The sequence below is a fragment of the Sinorhizobium sp. KGO-5 genome, assembly GCF_036245905.1.
Taxonomy (GTDB): Bacteria; Pseudomonadota; Alphaproteobacteria; order Rhizobiales; family Rhizobiaceae; genus Sinorhizobium; species Sinorhizobium meliloti_A.
Genome location: NZ_BDIZ01000007.1, coordinates 12,638 through 27,526, shown reverse-complemented (window position 1 = coordinate 27,526; position 14,889 = coordinate 12,638). Strand labels below are relative to the sequence as shown.

Below are 14,889 nucleotides of genomic sequence, written 5' to 3'. Positions count from 1 at the left end.
GTCTACCTTCTGTTGACGGCGTGGCTGCGCCAGTCGTCATCTGTGAACGTAAAAATGATTTCCGCTTCCTCCCGGCCCCTAAGGCGCGGGATGCGGTAGGCCTTGAAGCCGAAACGCTCGGCTATTTCGATCATTACGGTGTTGCGCTCGGAAACCCTGAGAACGACCAACTGGCAGCCGATCTGGTCGAAGGGGTAGCCGAACATCGCTTTGAGCATCGGGCGCGTCAGCCAGCGCTTGCTGGTCGAAGCGGACGAAAGCTCTATGACCCCGGCCTCGGGCGTGTAGTTGTGGAAGACGATGCCGGCGACGAGGTGCTCGCCTTCGATCATTCCCAGTGTCGTGAAATGCTCGAAGCCGCGGTCGCAGCCGGGAATGCGGCTTGCGACGAACCGGGCTATGGTCTGATTGACGGCGGGGTTCGATGCCCCGCCCCAGATCAGGCTCAAGCGCTGGCCTCCCCGACCGAGACTTGCACCGTGGCGAGATCGACCTCGATATCGAGCTTGAATTTTCCGCCCGAGGTGATCACACAGCCGGCAGCCAGCATGTCGCCAGCCGCCCGGACGTTCTGCCGGAATTCGTAGCGCCGCACCTGTGAAACGCCGTCCCAGATCGCCACGTCCCAGAAACCGACGTCCCATTCGGACGAGGTTGCATCGCCTTCGGTCGCGGTGGCGAATGTGGGCGTCGACCGGTCGTGGTCGGCACGGGCAAACAGCCTTACCTTGGGGCTGGACTTCGCTCGAAAGTACATATGCGCCATCGTGGCCGTCGCCCGCTGGCCGAACCGGCCGGCCGGCGAGAACTGCGAAAGATAGGTCGCCGAGAAGGCCATCCCGTCATCCGTCCCGCCCGCATCTCCCTGCCACATAACGCCGTCGAGCGAGCCGAAGAACAGCCCGCCCTGCAGCGTCTCGTAGCAGAGCGCCTGCCAGTTGCTGATCGTCGACCAGCGGCCGGTCAGCACGTTGAGGACGAAGGTCGTGTCGGTGACCACGGTGTTTTCCGGAAAGGCCACGAAGACGAGGTTCTGTTCCGGCCACTGCGTCAGCGTCCAGCCGCTCCCGGTGGCGTTGGCTGCCTTGCGCCAGTCATCCTCGATCGGGCGAGAGACGGACACCAGCGAAAGAGCCTGCCGGTCGCGCTGGAACACCTGCGACATCGGCGTGAGTCCGTCCGTCGTGGCAACGAGAATGTCGCCCCCTGCCCTGATCCAGGCATTCTTTCCGAGCGGCTTTCCGATCTGATAGACGCCTTTCAATGCAAAGTCGGAAGCGCTCGACGGATCGGACCCGGCATAGACCGCAATTTCGCCCTCTGTCGAGACGAACACGCACATGTCGCTGAGGCCGTCCCCGCTTTCCAGCGACCAGGAGAAGCCGGTAAGTAGTGAGCCGCCCTTCTTCATCACGCCGCCAAGGGGAAAGACGGAAGCGGCGCCACCGACCGCGTTGACCGCCAGGTAATAGGCGTCAAGCGTCGCGTTCTTCAGGAAGAACTGCCGGTTCTTGAACAGCCAGCCGTAATTGAGCTGCGGCATCGTCGTGCCATCGGTGAAGGTGATGGCAGGAGAGGTCGTCCAGCTCGCGCCGTTGTAAAGCTGCCGGTTATTGGCGCCGTTGAGGCACACGAGATAGGACGTGCCGGCATTGGTATGCTGAAAGGCGCACCAATCACCGCCGCTCATGCCGGAAACATCCGCCGCGGTCGTGATCGGGGGCGCGGCCGGCGACGTCATGTTGTAGATGCCGGCGTTCGTCGCCATGAACAGCTTTTCGTTGCTGCCGTATTTGTATTTGAAGGCGCTCTTGATATCGCCGCCGTCTACCGCAAGACCTTGCTTCTGCGAGCCGCCGCGGATCTTGCAGCCCATCAGCGTCGGGAAGAAGTTGCGCAGCACGGTGGCCGAGCCCGGCTCTTGCGACGCCATGTCCGCGGTCGTGACCAGCCCGCCCTTGGGCGCAGGGAAGGTCACCGGCTGCGATGTCTGTTGACGGCCGATGGATACCGCCCCGCGATTGGATTGCCCTATACGGGCCGGCCTTGGCTGAATTCTCATTGGGCGCCCCTGTCGGCGTTGATCTCCTGCGCGAGGTCGGCTTCGAACTCGGCAAGGTTGTCCTCGTAGGCGAGGCCTTTTTGCCTCTTCCAGCGCCACACGATGCCCTTGACCAGCAGTCTCTCGGGGAAAAGCGTCGTGTCATCGTCTGCCGAAAAGGCATCCTGCGGCCCATCCGGATCGTGCAGAATCCAGTTCTTCGAGACGTAATCGATGACGGCGCTCGCGGCAGCAGAGGCCGGCGAGAACAGCGCCTGCCCGCCTCTGATGAAGAAATATGGCTGCGCCGCGGATATCCGGGCGATGACCGCCCACTGGCCGGAATTGGTGACGGGGCGGACGAAGACGCCGGCGGCTGTCCTGACCGGGCCGCCAGGCGTCAGCCGCTGGAAATCGTCAGGTAGGGTCACCGGCGAGGCGGCAGCGGTGTGCGCCTTCAAGAGCTTCTGCCAGTCGGCGCGGCGGGCGATCTCGTCGCCTGCCTCCTGCGCCATGGCAACCATCGTCTGCGCGTTCGGCTCGTCGGAGCCGTAGACGCTGTCGAACGGCGAGAGCGAGACGATGTCGCAAACTCGATTGACTGCGGAAAGCAGGGTCATAGCTCGCCTTTCCCCGTCCCGGTTTCCTTGAAATCTGCCAATCCGCCGGTCCCGGCGAGATCGATCAGGTGCTGCGGATATCCGAGATCCTCGGGGCCGACGAGCTTTGCGCCGGGCTGTGGCGCTTCGCCCGTGATGAGCCAGTGATAATTGCGTCGCGCTTCGTCCTCGATCCCGTTGATCGACATGGTGTCGGTGAGCTGATCGATGACATGCCCCGTCTCACGGGCAAGAACGCGCTCATGGGCAAGAACGCGCGGGATATCGTCCGGATGAAGGTCGGCGGAAAGAAGGACGCCTCTTGGTTCGCCCGTATTGAGATCTATTTCCGTTGCGCCGTTTGCGCCTTGGATCTTGCTTCCATGAACTTGTCTAGGAAACTCTCCTGTTCCCCAAAGGACAATTCGACCGAGTCCCTCGTTGCCGAGTACGGTATCAGCCCCGCGCACATGCGTACGGCCCGCGACATAGCGCGCTGTGAGGGGTCTTCCGTCGATGTCTTGCAGCAATCGTCCTGATTCATCGGCGATTCCTCGTTCGACATAGCTCTTTTCTCCTGCGGGATAATCCAACTCGACCGGCCGCTGAGGCAAAGTTGGAGGATCATACTCCATCTCCTGTCGGGAGGAAAGTGACCCAGCAATCTGGGGTTGCAGGCCCTCAGCCTGCGGCGGAACGCCATCGAGAATCATGGATGCGATCCGCTTCTTCGCCGCATCGGTCATGGCGTCGCTCCTGCGATGACTGTCCGCGCATTCCCGCAACGGGCGCGCTCGTCTCCGATCGTCGTCTTCTCCTTGGCTTCCCCCATGGTCTTTCCTCTAAAAGAAGGGCGAGCCGAACCCGCCGCTTGTTGATGCGGACCCCCATTCAAGACGTGGGCATATGTTCAAAACGTCCGGAGCCGCTCTCGAAATCGGACAGGACTTGCACCGTGTCCAGAACACCCGCTCGGCAAAGCACCGGATGCTGCCGACGATGTCGGATGGCAGGCGGCATCAATCGCACGCCGCGGCGTCGAAGCTTCGTTCAGCATTTTTTTGCACGATTCAGTCGTGAAGATATTCGCTCATGCGGTTCTCCTGTGCCGCGGTAAATGCGCTCCGGTGCGGGCTTGCAAAAGCCGCGGCCGGGAGTCTTGCCGCGTCGGCACAATGGCTCGTGCTGAAAGCTTGCTCTCGATAACGCGTCTCGATACGCTCCTCCGGCTGTGCCTCGACGTCCGTTCGTGGAGGCTTATCCGGCGGGGAGAAAAGGCATGTCGAACGAAGAGTCGCAGGCGAAACCGGCGGGTGCCGGGCATACCTTCCTGCGGTCGTCTCTCGACGCCGTTTTGAAATGGTTTGCCCCCCGGAAGCCGGAGGCCGCGCCGAACGCAAAATCGTCGCCGGCATCGACCGAAGATCGCGAGGCGGTGGATGAGTCCGCCCCCGATCACGAAATCGAGCGCGTCGTGGACGGGATGTCGCCGCAAGACAAGCTCGCTCTCTGCCTTGAAATCGGACACATGATCGACCGGAAGGTCGGTGGAATACCGCTGGCCGGGGCAGCCTTGATGCAAGCGCGCCGTATTTACAACGATATGCACACTCCCCCGGACGATCCGCGCATGGTCCGGCAGGAGCAGAGCGGCGTGCCCATACCGGAAGAACACTGGGTCGGCCCCGAGAACCACGGATATCAAGGCGACGCCATCCGCCGGGAATATGCGGCCATTTCGATCTGCGCCTATTTGCTCGATCCGAACTATATCAAGACGGTGGGGCCGGACATTGCCTTTCTTATCCGTGACCAAGTCAGGCGCCACCCGACGCTCAAACATATTATCCGGTTCAACTGAACCGTCTGCGAAGATAGCCCGCGAATGAGCGATTGAACGTCGGCGGCCAAAGCAGCGCGGGACTGGCTTCGCCTGCCACCCCGCATGGCGAGCAGGTCATCGGCGAGAAGACAATCGCCAGGGTCACGGCCAACTCTCCCCGGTCCTGCTTCCTTTGGCGTCGTATCCAGCCAGGCCGTTGGACCCGGCCGCGGTAACCCCAAGCCGCCAACGCCGTTGAGCCGCAGAATACCCTTCAGTTCCGGCGTCTCCCGGACGATCGGCCGCAGCATCTTCGCCAGATCGGGGGCATCCGTCTTGGTGCCGTTTGCGTTGCTCATATAGGCGGCAAAGGCTTCCGCGGCATATTCACGCTCGGCGGTATCGTCTGGATAACCCTGCTTCTGCGGCGTCACCTGGTATTCTTCTTTTACTGGCACGCCTGTACGCTCCTGCATCACCATCCGCGGATTGTCCGGATGCATGTTGCGGTCGTTGTAGATTCGGCGGGCCTGGCGGATGACCAGCTCCCGCTCTTCGGGAGGAAATGGCGTCCGCCAATTCCTGATGATTTGTGCGCGAAGGTTCGACGCGTTCGTCAGCCAGGAGAAAATCAAGTTCTTCGTATCCGTCATGGCGTCACCCCTCCAACGACCATCTTCGCATTGCCCCAGCGGGTACGCTCGTCTTCGACAGTGAGCCCGGAAAGCGCGAGAGACATAAGCTGCTGCCCCGCCTGTGCCTTGGCGGCATCGCGCTCCCAGATCGCGATTTCTGTCACCAAGGCATAGAGGTACACGTCGGCCGCCTTCTCCAGCAGCCAGTTCGTCGGATTCGACGGCGCGAGCGCCGGGATGCGGGCGTAATAGGTGACCGTCAGCTCATTGTCGGAGACCGGGCGGACCTTGATGGTGCTGCCGACGATGGCGTAGCCCGCCGGCGTGCCGCTGCGGTCCACGCAGCTGTTCGTCAGTTGCTGCAGCGATACGGCGCGAATCGGAATTCCCGAAGCGTTCCTGACCTCGCGCGCTTCGAGGAAATCGGCCGGTAGCGTGCCCTCCCCGTCGATCAGCGCGATTTCATCAGTCACTTCCATGTCGGCGACGCGAAGCCCGCGGTTGAGCGGCGTAAAGGTGACCGCGATGGCGCCGCGCGTTGCATTGGTGCGGGTAATCCCTTCGAAATAGACGTCTTCCGGCGGCTCCTCGTCGAACCAGACGTAATCCACCGTATTGGCCTGCCATTTGGCGCGCCCCTGTTCGTATGCCTTGAAGAGCAGCGTCGAGGCTCTGCCCGAAACATGCCGCACCGTCACGCTGTCGAGAGCACCGGAAGCGCCGGCGCGGCGCGTCGTCGCCTTGATCGCCGCTTTCGGGAGAAATCCGGTGCCCCACTCCTCCTCGTTGAGGGGCGGCCCGACCAGTAGCCGTTGCACGCCGTCGCGGGTCAGTTCATAGGACTCCGAGCCCGCCAGCAAGACGATCGGCCGGTCGAACCGCCGGCCCTGCCACCAGTCGGGATAGCGCCCGGTCAGGTGCATCGCCGCCTCCGCTGCGCCGGCCAGCGTCTTGCCGAGCTGGTTGCCGGCCATGAACAGCCTCTCGCGAAAAGCCGCGCCCGCCGCATGGAACTCCCGCTGCTTGGCATAGGGCCGGTAGGCGGCAAGGATATTCGTTCGTTGCCGCCTGTGGAGCTCCGCCATCAGCAGCATCTGTTCCCTGAGCATCGCGGAAAGGCCGGACGCAATTGTCCCCTCGGATGGGTTGGATACGCTCATCCGTGATCACGCCTCTATATTTTGCGAATTGCGGTCGTAGCCGGCGTAAGCATCGCTTCGTCTTTGCTGGACTGCGCCGGAATAACATCAATAATGTCCCCAATGCCGTGCTGACATACGAAGCGCCGATGGGAGAAAATCATGATCGAAGGCCATTGCCATTGCAGGGCGGTCCGCGTCGCGGTCCCCGTCCGCCCGGAGACGCTCGGCGATTGCAACTGCTCGCTCTGCAGCAGGCTCGGCACGCTTTGGGGCTATTACCCTTCCAGCGAGGTCAGCATCACCGATCCTGAAAGAAAGCTCGTCGGATATGTCCAAGGCGACAGGACCTTGACTATGCACCACTGCGGCGTTTGCGGCTGCATAACCCACTGGTCGCCGGCCGGCCGCAGCTCACCGCGCATGGGGGTCAACATGCGCGTCTTCGATCGTTCGGTCTGGGAAGACATCCCGCACCGCCTTATCGACGGCGCGAGTTGGTGAAATCGGCTCTGTGTGCCTCGGGCCTTCAGATTCTGCCCATCAAGAGCAAGATCAACAGGACCACGACCAGAACGCCGAGAATTCCCGAAGGGCCGTATCCCCAGCCGGACGAGTAGGGCCAGGCCGGAATGGCGCCGATCAAAAGCAGGATCAGAATAATGAGGAGGACGGTGCCAAGCATATTGCGGTTCTCCCTTGCACGATCGAAATTTCTGCGAACGAAATCACGCGCCAAATCGAGTTTCTGCAGCGACTTTTGCGCGCCTCCGAAGATGTGGGTGCGCTACAAAGAACATCGTTCATCCTACGAATGCGAGAAGTCAGAATATGTTCCACGCCCCACGCGACCCATATGCGGGCAACACTCAATCAGAACGGGCAGTTTCCTTGGAAGCCTGGTCCTCGTTTTCCGATTTGTCACATCTGGAACAGCGAGGCGGCGTGAAAGGGCCTTTTATCTGCATGTTCTCATACGCATGAGAACATGCTAATTTTCTTTTTTTCTCGGAGGGGAAACCGATGCCACGTATTGCAAATCTTTATTTCAGAACGGCGATTGTTTTTTTGATCCTGGGCATTTCGATCGGCCTGCATATGTCGATCACAGGCAACCATGCCGCAACGGGCGCCCACGCCCACGCCAATCTGCTCGGCTGGGTAACCATGGCGATTTTCGGCGGCTATCACGCGCTTAATCCTCAAAAGGCGGCAAGGCGGCTGGCGGTGATTCAGTACGCCGTCTACACCTTCGGGGTGGCCGTCCTGATCCCGTCGCTCTACCTGATGCTATCCGGAAACACGGCCGTGGAGCCGATCGTCGCCGTTTCGTCGCTCATCGCCTTCGCTGGCGTTCTGCTCTTTGCCGTCATCATCTTCTCGAGCAGCGAAGCGTCTGTTTCGGCAAGAGTGGCGCCGACGCATTAAAGCTGCACTTTCGCGGGCGGCACGCGCTTTCGCAGGCCGCCTGCCCTCTTCCTGGCGGGAAGCAGTGGCCGGATCGCAGCGTCCAGCGCGCGGATCCGGTCGATGATCTGTTCGTCCGACAAATCGTCAACCCCGCCGGTTGCGGCACTCAGGTCCTTCGGCAGAACCGAGGCGACGAGCTTCAGATAGGCTTCCGGCTTCTCGTCGCGAATGCGAGCGATGACCTCGCTGCCATGCTGGGCGAAATCCGCGCGCACGGCACCGAGAAAGCTGCTCCCCAGCGGGCTGCCCTCACCTCTCGCAGCCGGCATGCCCGCCGCGTCCGGCGCTTCCGCCTCCGGCATGGCGCTCTGATCTTTCATCATGAATTTCTCCGCTCCTCGTCCTTCTCGGGCCGGCAGCTCATGACCACAATTTCTGGAACAATCTTCCCGCCATATGCAATCCATAATTGCGCCAGTATCCCGGATCAGATTGGCGCAACAGGACTGTGCCGCCTCGTTTATCGAAGAGAAAACCGCCACGCCAGGAGCGAATATGCGCCGAAGCCTCGCCACCGCCTTTCTCATTGCCGCATCGACGATCTCCGCCTCTGCGGGGGAACGGGGCGAACCGCAATACTTCGTGAAGGCCTGGCTTCAAATGCCTGACAGAAGTTTCGAGCACACGAGCGGCTGGTGCGATGGAGAAGATGATTGTTTCGTGCCGATCGGTGAGCACGTGATCCAGTTGCGGGATATGTCGGCCTCATCTTACTCATTCAGCTTTTGGAACGACCCCACGCAGCAGGATGCCTGCTGCGTGAGCCACACTGGTTTTCCTACGTTGCGCCTTTGGAGCGGACGTCCCCGCGTCGTTCCTCTTTACTACACCCCGAGAGTATCAGGCGACCCGGGGCAGATACTCTTCGGCAATCTCGTCATAGCAGTCGAGTACTTGGGCTAACCGCCTCCGGTCGCCGAAGCCAGGTCTCTGAAGCGGATCCCTTGGGAAAGCATGTTGGATGCCGCCTGTTCCCGCCATCTCGATAACGCCTGTTTAAGTGTCATCGTTGGCCCAGGAGGGGCTGGCCCTTCCTTTCACTCATGGACTTCTCCTCATGAACATTTGCGTTTCGCGGGTATTGCGGTGGATCAAATTCATTTGCGGCCGGCGATGCCGCCCACTCGCCCGGCGCCGCTGGCGCCTGGATCATGCGAGATATTGGGGTCAACGCGTCTTCACGCAGAATCCGCTTCGCGGATTCGGGTGACGCGGAAGCGCATCGCCGGCCGCACACGGCGCCGCGGCGTCTTGGAACGCGCGGCATCGCCGTGAACCATGGAAGTGAGGAGCGCGTGGCGCCGAGAGGAGCGCCGGACGTTTTCGAGGTCGCCTTCGCAGGATCAGAGCAGGATTGCAATTCCTCCTCCGTGCTCATCCCTGTGCTTGTCGCAGGGATGAGGAGATCGGGAGGGTGGACATTACGGCAGCTGCCGTCTGCGTGTATTTAAGCCATCTTGCCGACTGCGCGGCCCGGTAAACATATCGGAGGACTGCAATCCCCTCCCTCATCTCTGTGCTTGTCACAGAGATCCAGCAGCGCCGCGTCTGCGGCGCGGGAAGCGTTCTTTCGGCTCAAGGGCTTGGTCTCACTGGACCCTGTGACGAGCACTGGACAACCCGGGGCGGGTATCAGAATCTCAACAAGCCATAGATCGCAATGCTGAAGCCCTGAGAGGATAAAATTCCTATCCTTGATTTATGGAATACCGCAAATGCCCCTCGGTTCGCAAGCCTTCGTCATGCCAAGAGCGCTTGTTTTTCGATTTTCCCACGGGAAATCTCTCCGATGTCTCACGGCGGACCGCAGGAGGTAAGTTCGCCTGCTGCTGCCAACGCGCGGCCCGCTATGAACCCGCTGCTCGGATGCCTGCTTGATGAAGAGGCTGCTCAAATTTTGTTGTACAGATGTATATTATAATTTCCTTGCATAAGACATTGGCCTCTGCTTCAATCCTGAAAGGCTGATGCTTGAGGGCTTGGGTATATATTTCGATAATGATGTCTCGGATGAACGGCAGCGATCGGTTCGCTATCGTTGCTCGATGTCGGACGACGTTTCGTGCCGAGGCAAAACACATTGCTTTGAACATTACTATAGAGACTGAAATTTAGGCCAGTATCCCGATCGTCGGGGAACCACGACAGCCCGCAATGCATTTGCCTTCCCGAGAGAAGGAGCTTCGTCCATGCGCAATCCTTGGATCTATGTCGCCGTCGGTTTCATCGTCGGTGCCGGCTTGTTCGTCACCACGGCCTGGCACCGCACGCCCCTCGCCGAATCCGGTCAGTTCGCCAGCGTAAAACTTGAAAAGACCGACCGCCTGCAGGGTGGCGTCCAGACTTCGTTCGTCATGGAGCGTTTCGGCCCGGTTAAATCCGTCGAGTAACCGGGCACGACGTTCAAACCTGCACTGGACCATTTACAGGTGCGGCAGGCAGCGCTTCAGGCATGCCGGGCACCGCCGCGAACTCTTGCTTTCCGCCGCCGGATGCGCAAGTTACTCGCGCCGGGGTCATGCCGGCGCTGAATGGCGAACGAGGAAGACTGCGGTGAGTCCAGATAACAAGCCCGATGCCGAAATCAGAGTCGAAAAGCGAACGAACGGGCGCTGGGCCTTCGTCCTCAGCTATCGCGGCGTCACCTATCCGGCCCAGGGTCAGTTCGCCACTCAGCTTCAGGCGCAGTCCGCGGCTTACGTCGCTGTTAAACTCCTGCGCAAAACGCGCTGAGGGGTTACCCCCTCTAATTGTAAGGCGAGTTACACCGGCGGCGCCCGCCGTCGAAGGGCTGAAACGTGTCGTCCGTAGCGCGATACGAGGCGTACCGCTCCTGGCACCAGCGAAGATGCGCATTGGCGTCGAACTGCCCCCTTTGCCGTTGGCGCAGGCGCGATCTGTCCACCGCCCGGGGCGAAGGGCCTCCCACCGTCGCACCGGGGCCTATGCCGATGTCGGGAGCCCTGCCGCGATAGCGGGAGCCGTAGTTCGGATATCGCTGTTGCAGGAAGTCGCGGTATTCCCTCTCGATGAAGAGATCGTGGTTGCTGGTGCCCGCGGGACGACCGGCGCAAATTCCCGTGCTGCAGGTCTGGGCTTGTGCCGGTAGCATACCTGTCGCTACGGCAATCACCGCAAAGGCGAGCATTGCTGAAGCTTTCACGGACTCACCTTCTTTCTGCTCCGGGGAAACGGTCGATGTGCCTCGCACATGCTCGTTCGAGGCACCTTCGCATTGAAAGCATTTAACCTCTATTCGCCCAAAAGTGCAGCGGTTTTGGGACGATGGTTTGCCCGGCATTCTTGTGGGCACGGTCTGAACCGCCTTAGGCCGGATCGAACTATAGGATATTATTCCTATTATGGAGTAAACGAAGTATCCTTCTTCCCATATTCACGCAAGCCCTTTTCGAAGAGGAGGGCATTCAGGCCCCGCTTCAGCCAATCCAATTGGGCTTCCGGCATCATTCTCAACCCTTCGTAATCCATCACGCAGACGTTGAAGACGGTGGCTTTCACCTGCCGCCCCTCCTCGCATCCGAGCAACAGGCCTTCAAGCCTCATCATTCTCTCCGCCGCGCTCTTCGCCTTCACGGCGCGAGCCTCGCTCGGCTCGCTTGCATGTCCTCTTACGTGGCCGATCTGCTGGGCCCTGACGCTTGGAAACGGAATGCCGGTCAAATGATAATAGCGCACCATCGCCGCCGCGTAGTCGTCGCCCGCCTCCCGCTGCTGCTCGGTAATCCGCCCGTCTAGAAACAGCCGGCCGAGCGTGTAGCCGGCGAGCGCGCCTCTGGTCTCGAGGCCATGCATGCGCTTGCGCGCTGCAAGCGCCACAGCCATGGCCTCCTTTTCGCTTTCCTGTTTGGACCACTCCGGCTTTATCTTGGCGCATGCAAAGCGCTCGGCATTGGCCTTCCGCGGCCGTCCGAGTTGTGCCTTGCGCTTTGCACGCAATTTCTGAGCCTTGGTCAACATGGGAATCCTTTCGAGCGTGGTGATTGAGACATCCGTTGCGGGCGACCTGCCGTGAAGCGGCGGGACGTGACGGTATTCAGGGTGAACTGAGGGTGGGTATGGAATACGAGCCGCCGCAAGGCTCAGCCGACGGTGTCATCTCTGGAAGCTGCCCGGCTTCCGGCACCGCCATCATTCACGACCGCAAGCACGGTCGTGTGGTCTCTATGGAAGATGCGGCCGATCCCCGCCAGCGAGAGATCCCGGCGGCGCTCATAGACCGCGCGCATGCAGGCATGCCTCGGCTTCACCAGCCGGCGCTCCCGGCGCACACTGATGATGTCGTCCCAGCTAACACCGGGAAAATCCTCGAGCACGGCGGCAACGATCTCCTCGATCGGTGCTCTGCCGCGGCCGTCCTCATTCGACGCACCGTTATCTCGGCTGCCAAGCAGAATTCGGGCCTGGGCGAGCAGCCGCGCTCCCGCATCGGCGAGATCGGCTTCCAGTCTCGCAATCCGCCGTCCTTTCGCTTCGTTGTCGGAAGCAAGGTCGACCAATTGTCCTTCGAGCTCTTTGATGCGCGCAGATCGGCCCATCGCTTCGCTCGGGCGAGCCAGCCGCTCCCGCACGGCGCGATAGTGTCGCGTCTGCCTTGCCAGTTCCGAATTCTCCGCCACTGTTCTCGAACTCCCCTTTCCCGTGCTCCCAGCAGTCGCGGTGCCTCCGCAGCCGCGACTTGACTTTACCAATGACATCTATAATGTCGTGTTGTCAACATGATTTATGTTATCAACATTGCTAAGTCCCGTGTCATGAGCGAAAGAGCTGAAAGATTGCGCGAGGCGCGCGTCAAAGCGGGCTATCGGTTCGCCTCCGACGCAGCGAATGCCTTGGGCATCGTGGCCTCGACCTATCGCGCCCACGAGAATGGGCAGAACGAGTTCGAACTCAGCGAAGCCGAGATCTACGGCCGCAAGTTCAATGTCGACCCGCTTTGGCTGCTGACCGGCACCGACCGCCGAAGCTCCACGGGCTCCGCGACCGGCTCGACAATGGCCGAAGTCGACGCGCCGAACGCCCGGATCGGCGCCAAGGTAATCGGCCAGGGGGAAAAGATCCCGGTCTTCGGTCAGGCAGTCGGCGGGGTTGACGGTGAATTCATAATGAACGGCAACGTGCTGTACGAAGTCATGGCGCCGCCGATACTCTCGGACATCTCGGGCGCCTATGCGGTCTCGGTTTCAGGCGATTCGATGTACCCGCGCTACGAAGACGGCGAGGTCTGCTTCGTTGATCCCAGCCGCCGCGTCCGGAAAGGCGACTACGTGATCGCTCAGATTCGGCTGGAAGAAGGCGGGGCCCTGCTGGCCTACGTCAAGAAGTTCGTGCGCCACAACAGCTCCGAACTGGTTCTCGAGCAGTTCAACCCCCATAAGGAACTGCGCTTCGAAGCCTGTACCGTTCACTCCGTCCATTATATCGCGCTCGCCGGCAACGCCTGAGAGACGCAAAGCCCCCCCAGTCGTCGGGCGAAAGTCGAACCAGCGAGCTTATTCCTTTGCCGCACCCCGACGGCATCACTCATGTCGGCTGGCTCAACACAATTCGTGTTGACATGTATCGTGTCAGATGCAATGTTGGGTGAACACAGGGCAGAATTGCACGGCGGACGAACGCCGGCAGCGATACGAGGAGAATAAGCGCCACATGTCCCTCCCCCGCATCAGATCCGATCTTCATGGCCAGGTCGACGAACTCTTCGCCGCCGACTTTCTCCGTTCAACCGACGCGCAGAACCAGATGGCGCTCAAGTGCTTTCTCTCCTCCGCCTATTCCAGCCTGGCTTCGCTCGCCTGGCATCTTGGTGCAGATGGGCATATCTTCCAGCGTGAAGCCCGGCCCGCGTCGGATCTCGTCGACGACGCCTTCTTCGCACTCAATCGCGAGCGCGAGTTCGGCAGCGGCGCGGATGCGAGCCAGGTCCAGCGGCAGCTCGGTACGCACAATCCCCGGCAGCAATTCGGAGGCGCCCTGTGATCCGCGCCGAGACATATGCCGTCGTCAATCTCGCTGCCCTCAATCTCATCGAGGCTGTCAGTGCCGCCTACTTCGTCACCGAAAGCCAGGCCATAGCCCGTCATGAGTTTCGCGCTCGCGAAATGCTGAAGAAAATCGCCTTCGCTCTCGGCTATGATCTGGCTGAAGCGGCGGCGCAGGACGATCGGCCGCAACGGAGAGCCGGCGCGGAGTCGCCGCAGGCACGACCGGGTCTCAGGCTTGTGTCCGCCGAGCTTGCGGCACCGAACGGTGATCGTTGAAGCGCCCGACCTTCACGCTTCAATCGTCGTCGGGAGGGCACGGCCATTTAGCGGGCACGGCCAGTCCCGACGGCAACTTGGTCGCGCCGTCACCGCAGGTGAGATCGACCTGTTCCTGTGTGAGCCCGGAGGCTCTGGAAAGGTCGACGCCCTCTATCCTCGTCAGGAAAAGAAAGGCGCGATCCAGATCGATCGGTCCTTCGAGAACCGCACCGCTCAGCTTGGCGCGCGAAAGATTGGCCATCGCGAAGCGCGTGCCCGTCAGTACGGCCTTGTCGAAATTGGCGCGCCCGAGTTCCGCTTTCTCGAAGTCGGCGCCTGCCAGCCGTGCTCCGGTGAAGTCGGTGCGCTGCAGCTCGGCACTCGCGAAGGATGCATTCTCCGCAGAGATGGCTGAAAAGTTGCCGCGATAGGCCTCCACCCTGCTGAAATTCGCCTTGTCCGCTTTCGCCCTGGCGAGCGAAGCACGAACGAGCGTCGCCTTCTCCAGATTAGCGGACGTGAGATTGGCCCCGCGCAGGTCGGTCATCGTAAAATCGGTGTTGAACAAATTGCTGTCCGGGAGGTCGCTACCACCCAGCATGATCTGCTTTTTGTTGCAATCCTGCCAGTCCGTACCCGGTCCAGCAGCGCTTTTGCAATCCGCCGCTGCGGCGACGCCGGCGGCAAGGGCCCACACCGTGATCGCCGCAGCGCAGAACGTTGTACGCGCGCTGCCACCCGTCTTGCCAAGCTTCGTCATATCGCCGCTCCTCGATCGGCTGCGGGCGAAAGATCAGCAGGCCGACACGTGCCGGACTGAACGAACCACCGCGCAGAACTCAACCGGAATTCAAGATGTTAAGGCGAATCCGCCCGTCAGAAAAGAGCGGCAAAGAGCAGCGCCGTCAATAGCCGATCTTCGC

20 protein-coding genes and 1 pseudogene are annotated in these 14,889 nt (G+C 61.0%); 9 read left to right on the top strand and 12 right to left on the bottom strand.

The genetic code is table 11. The features are described 5' to 3' along the window. Positions 1-2: 2 nt before the first annotated feature. The 4 genes from BHD07_RS24435 to BHD07_RS24420 are packed head-to-tail and all read right to left on the bottom strand — an operon-like array spanning position 3 to position 3,386. A complete protein-coding gene (locus BHD07_RS24435) occupies positions 3-449 on the bottom strand; it encodes a GNAT family N-acetyltransferase (RefSeq protein ID WP_338283487.1) in 447 nt (148 codons plus the stop codon). Further along, positions 446-2,062: a hypothetical protein gene (locus BHD07_RS24430; RefSeq protein WP_338283486.1), complete on the bottom strand. Its 1,617-nt coding sequence runs from the start codon at positions 2,060-2,062 to the stop codon at positions 446-448. The genes BHD07_RS24435 and BHD07_RS24430 overlap by 4 nt, the downstream gene beginning before the upstream one ends. Beyond that, the gene (locus BHD07_RS24425) at positions 2,059-2,661 is read right to left on the bottom strand and encodes a phage adaptor protein (protein WP_338283485.1); all 603 of its coding nucleotides are present in this window, start codon (positions 2,659-2,661) and stop codon (positions 2,059-2,061) included. The genes BHD07_RS24430 and BHD07_RS24425 overlap by 4 nt, the downstream gene beginning before the upstream one ends. Beyond that, positions 2,658-3,386 (bottom strand): hypothetical protein, encoded by a 729-nt coding sequence (locus tag BHD07_RS24420; protein WP_338283484.1) that lies wholly within the window; start codon positions 3,384-3,386, stop codon positions 2,658-2,660. Before BHD07_RS24420 ends, BHD07_RS24425 begins: the two co-directional genes overlap by 4 nt. 533 nt (positions 3,387-3,919) lie before the next feature. On the opposite strand from BHD07_RS24420, the gene BHD07_RS24415 reads away from it, so the two are divergent. Next, entirely contained in the window at positions 3,920-4,501 is a 582-nt protein-coding gene (locus BHD07_RS24415; RefSeq protein WP_338283483.1) for a hypothetical protein, read from the top strand. On the opposite strand, the gene BHD07_RS24410 is transcribed toward BHD07_RS24415, so the two are convergent. Together BHD07_RS24410 and BHD07_RS31990 are read right to left on the bottom strand one after the other, a co-directional pair. Further along, a complete protein-coding gene (locus BHD07_RS24410; protein WP_338283482.1) occupies positions 4,408-5,115 on the bottom strand; it encodes a hypothetical protein in 708 nt (235 codons plus the stop codon). The two genes, BHD07_RS24415 and BHD07_RS24410, sit on opposite strands and share 94 nt — an antisense overlap. Before the next feature lie 44 nt (positions 5,116-5,159). Then, a pseudogene (locus BHD07_RS31990) lies at positions 5,160-6,257 on the bottom strand (phage adaptor protein); the annotation flags it as partial. A gap of 141 nt (positions 6,258-6,398) precedes the next feature. On the opposite strand from BHD07_RS31990, the gene BHD07_RS24400 reads away from it, so the two are divergent. Further along, positions 6,399-6,740 (top strand): GFA family protein, encoded by a 342-nt coding sequence (locus BHD07_RS24400; protein ID WP_018095310.1) that lies wholly within the window; start codon positions 6,399-6,401, stop codon positions 6,738-6,740. 25 nt (positions 6,741-6,765) lie between these two features. On the opposite strand, the gene BHD07_RS24395 is transcribed toward BHD07_RS24400, so the two are convergent. Continuing rightward, positions 6,766-6,921: a DUF3309 family protein gene (locus tag BHD07_RS24395; RefSeq protein ID WP_020487478.1), complete on the bottom strand. Its 156-nt coding sequence runs from the start codon at positions 6,919-6,921 to the stop codon at positions 6,766-6,768. A gap of 338 nt (positions 6,922-7,259) precedes the next feature. On the opposite strand from BHD07_RS24395, the gene BHD07_RS24390 reads away from it, so the two are divergent. Beyond that, positions 7,260-7,664, top strand: a complete 405-nt coding sequence (locus tag BHD07_RS24390; protein ID WP_018095312.1) for a hypothetical protein — start codon at positions 7,260-7,262, stop codon at positions 7,662-7,664. On the opposite strand, the gene BHD07_RS24385 is transcribed toward BHD07_RS24390, so the two are convergent. Beyond that, a complete protein-coding gene (locus BHD07_RS24385) occupies positions 7,661-8,026 on the bottom strand; it encodes a hypothetical protein (RefSeq protein WP_100674885.1) in 366 nt (121 codons plus the stop codon). The two genes, BHD07_RS24390 and BHD07_RS24385, sit on opposite strands and share 4 nt — an antisense overlap. 175 nt (positions 8,027-8,201) lie before the next feature. Between BHD07_RS24385 and BHD07_RS24380 the strand changes: the two genes are divergently transcribed. The 3 genes from BHD07_RS24380 to BHD07_RS24370 all read left to right on the top strand — a co-directional run bounded on the left by BHD07_RS24380 (position 8,202) and on the right by BHD07_RS24370 (position 10,439). Continuing rightward, complete coding sequence (locus BHD07_RS24380; protein WP_338283626.1) at positions 8,202-8,609, top strand: hypothetical protein; 408 nt, start codon at positions 8,202-8,204, stop codon at positions 8,607-8,609. A gap of 1,286 nt (positions 8,610-9,895) precedes the next feature. Further along, entirely contained in the window at positions 9,896-10,096 is a 201-nt protein-coding gene (locus BHD07_RS24375) for a hypothetical protein (RefSeq protein WP_018095315.1), read from the top strand. A gap of 163 nt (positions 10,097-10,259) precedes the next feature. Beyond that, positions 10,260-10,439, top strand: coding sequence for a hypothetical protein (locus BHD07_RS24370; protein ID WP_275597732.1), 180 nt, complete (start codon positions 10,260-10,262; stop codon positions 10,437-10,439). Between the two features lie 13 nt (positions 10,440-10,452). On the opposite strand, the gene BHD07_RS24365 is transcribed toward BHD07_RS24370, so the two are convergent. The 3 genes from BHD07_RS24365 to BHD07_RS24355 all read right to left on the bottom strand — a co-directional run bounded on the left by BHD07_RS24365 (position 10,453) and on the right by BHD07_RS24355 (position 12,343). Continuing rightward, positions 10,453-10,818, bottom strand: a complete 366-nt coding sequence (locus BHD07_RS24365) for a BA14K family protein (protein WP_338283624.1) — start codon at positions 10,816-10,818, stop codon at positions 10,453-10,455. Between the two features lie 248 nt (positions 10,819-11,066). Continuing rightward, on the bottom strand, positions 11,067-11,684 hold the full coding sequence (locus tag BHD07_RS24360) for a hypothetical protein (RefSeq protein WP_338283478.1): 618 nt from the start codon (positions 11,682-11,684) through the stop codon (positions 11,067-11,069). Positions 11,685-11,806: 122 nt separating this feature from the next. Continuing rightward, positions 11,807-12,343 (bottom strand): helix-turn-helix domain-containing protein, encoded by a 537-nt coding sequence (locus BHD07_RS24355; RefSeq protein ID WP_338283477.1) that lies wholly within the window; start codon positions 12,341-12,343, stop codon positions 11,807-11,809. A gap of 135 nt (positions 12,344-12,478) precedes the next feature. On the opposite strand from BHD07_RS24355, the gene BHD07_RS24350 reads away from it, so the two are divergent. The 3 genes from BHD07_RS24350 to BHD07_RS24340 all read left to right on the top strand — a co-directional run bounded on the left by BHD07_RS24350 (position 12,479) and on the right by BHD07_RS24340 (position 13,984). Further along, complete coding sequence (locus BHD07_RS24350; protein ID WP_324761939.1) at positions 12,479-13,168, top strand: LexA family transcriptional regulator; 690 nt, start codon at positions 12,479-12,481, stop codon at positions 13,166-13,168. Between the two features lie 205 nt (positions 13,169-13,373). After that, positions 13,374-13,703: a hypothetical protein gene (locus tag BHD07_RS24345; protein ID WP_338283476.1), complete on the top strand. Its 330-nt coding sequence runs from the start codon at positions 13,374-13,376 to the stop codon at positions 13,701-13,703. After that, a complete protein-coding gene (locus BHD07_RS24340; protein ID WP_100674863.1) occupies positions 13,700-13,984 on the top strand; it encodes a hypothetical protein in 285 nt (94 codons plus the stop codon). The genes BHD07_RS24345 and BHD07_RS24340 overlap by 4 nt, the downstream gene beginning before the upstream one ends. Positions 13,985-14,003: 19 nt before the next feature. Here the strand turns inward: BHD07_RS24340 and BHD07_RS24335 are convergent, their stop codons facing one another. Continuing rightward, positions 14,004-14,726 (bottom strand): pentapeptide repeat-containing protein, encoded by a 723-nt coding sequence (locus tag BHD07_RS24335; RefSeq protein WP_338283475.1) that lies wholly within the window; start codon positions 14,724-14,726, stop codon positions 14,004-14,006. Positions 14,727-14,889: the final 163 nt, after the last annotated feature.

Bases quoted from the DNA above. Each gene is read 5' to 3' on its own strand.
- BHD07_RS24375 (WP_018095315.1), top strand. From the start codon at position 9,896: ATGCGCAATCCTTGGATCTATGTCGCCGTCGGTTTCATCGTCGGTGCC.
- BHD07_RS24400 (WP_018095310.1), top strand. From the start codon at position 6,399: ATGATCGAAGGCCATTGCCATTGCAGGGCGGTCCGCGTCGCGGTCCCC.
- BHD07_RS24365 (WP_338283624.1), bottom strand. From the start codon at position 10,818: ATGCTACCGGCACAAGCCCAGACCTGCAGCACGGGAATTTGCGCCGGT.
- BHD07_RS24415 (WP_338283483.1), top strand. From the start codon at position 3,920: ATGTCGAACGAAGAGTCGCAGGCGAAACCGGCGGGTGCCGGGCATACC.
- BHD07_RS24350 (WP_324761939.1), top strand. From the start codon at position 12,479: ATGAGCGAAAGAGCTGAAAGATTGCGCGAGGCGCGCGTCAAAGCGGGC.
- BHD07_RS24430 (WP_338283486.1), bottom strand. From the start codon at position 2,062: ATGAGAATTCAGCCAAGGCCGGCCCGTATAGGGCAATCCAATCGCGGG.
- BHD07_RS24425 (WP_338283485.1), bottom strand. From the start codon at position 2,661: ATGACCCTGCTTTCCGCAGTCAATCGAGTTTGCGACATCGTCTCGCTC.
- BHD07_RS24380 (WP_338283626.1), top strand. From the start codon at position 8,202: ATGCGCCGAAGCCTCGCCACCGCCTTTCTCATTGCCGCATCGACGATC.
- BHD07_RS24345 (WP_338283476.1), top strand. From the start codon at position 13,374: ATGTCCCTCCCCCGCATCAGATCCGATCTTCATGGCCAGGTCGACGAA.
- BHD07_RS24410 (WP_338283482.1), bottom strand. From the start codon at position 5,115: ATGACGGATACGAAGAACTTGATTTTCTCCTGGCTGACGAACGCGTCG.
- BHD07_RS24390 (WP_018095312.1), top strand. From the start codon at position 7,260: ATGCCACGTATTGCAAATCTTTATTTCAGAACGGCGATTGTTTTTTTG.
- BHD07_RS24420 (WP_338283484.1), bottom strand. From the start codon at position 3,386: ATGACCGATGCGGCGAAGAAGCGGATCGCATCCATGATTCTCGATGGC.
- BHD07_RS24335 (WP_338283475.1), bottom strand. From the start codon at position 14,726: ATGACGAAGCTTGGCAAGACGGGTGGCAGCGCGCGTACAACGTTCTGC.
- BHD07_RS24395 (WP_020487478.1), bottom strand. From the start codon at position 6,921: ATGCTTGGCACCGTCCTCCTCATTATTCTGATCCTGCTTTTGATCGGC.
- BHD07_RS24385 (WP_100674885.1), bottom strand. From the start codon at position 8,026: ATGAAAGATCAGAGCGCCATGCCGGAGGCGGAAGCGCCGGACGCGGCG.
- BHD07_RS24360 (WP_338283478.1), bottom strand. From the start codon at position 11,684: ATGTTGACCAAGGCTCAGAAATTGCGTGCAAAGCGCAAGGCACAACTC.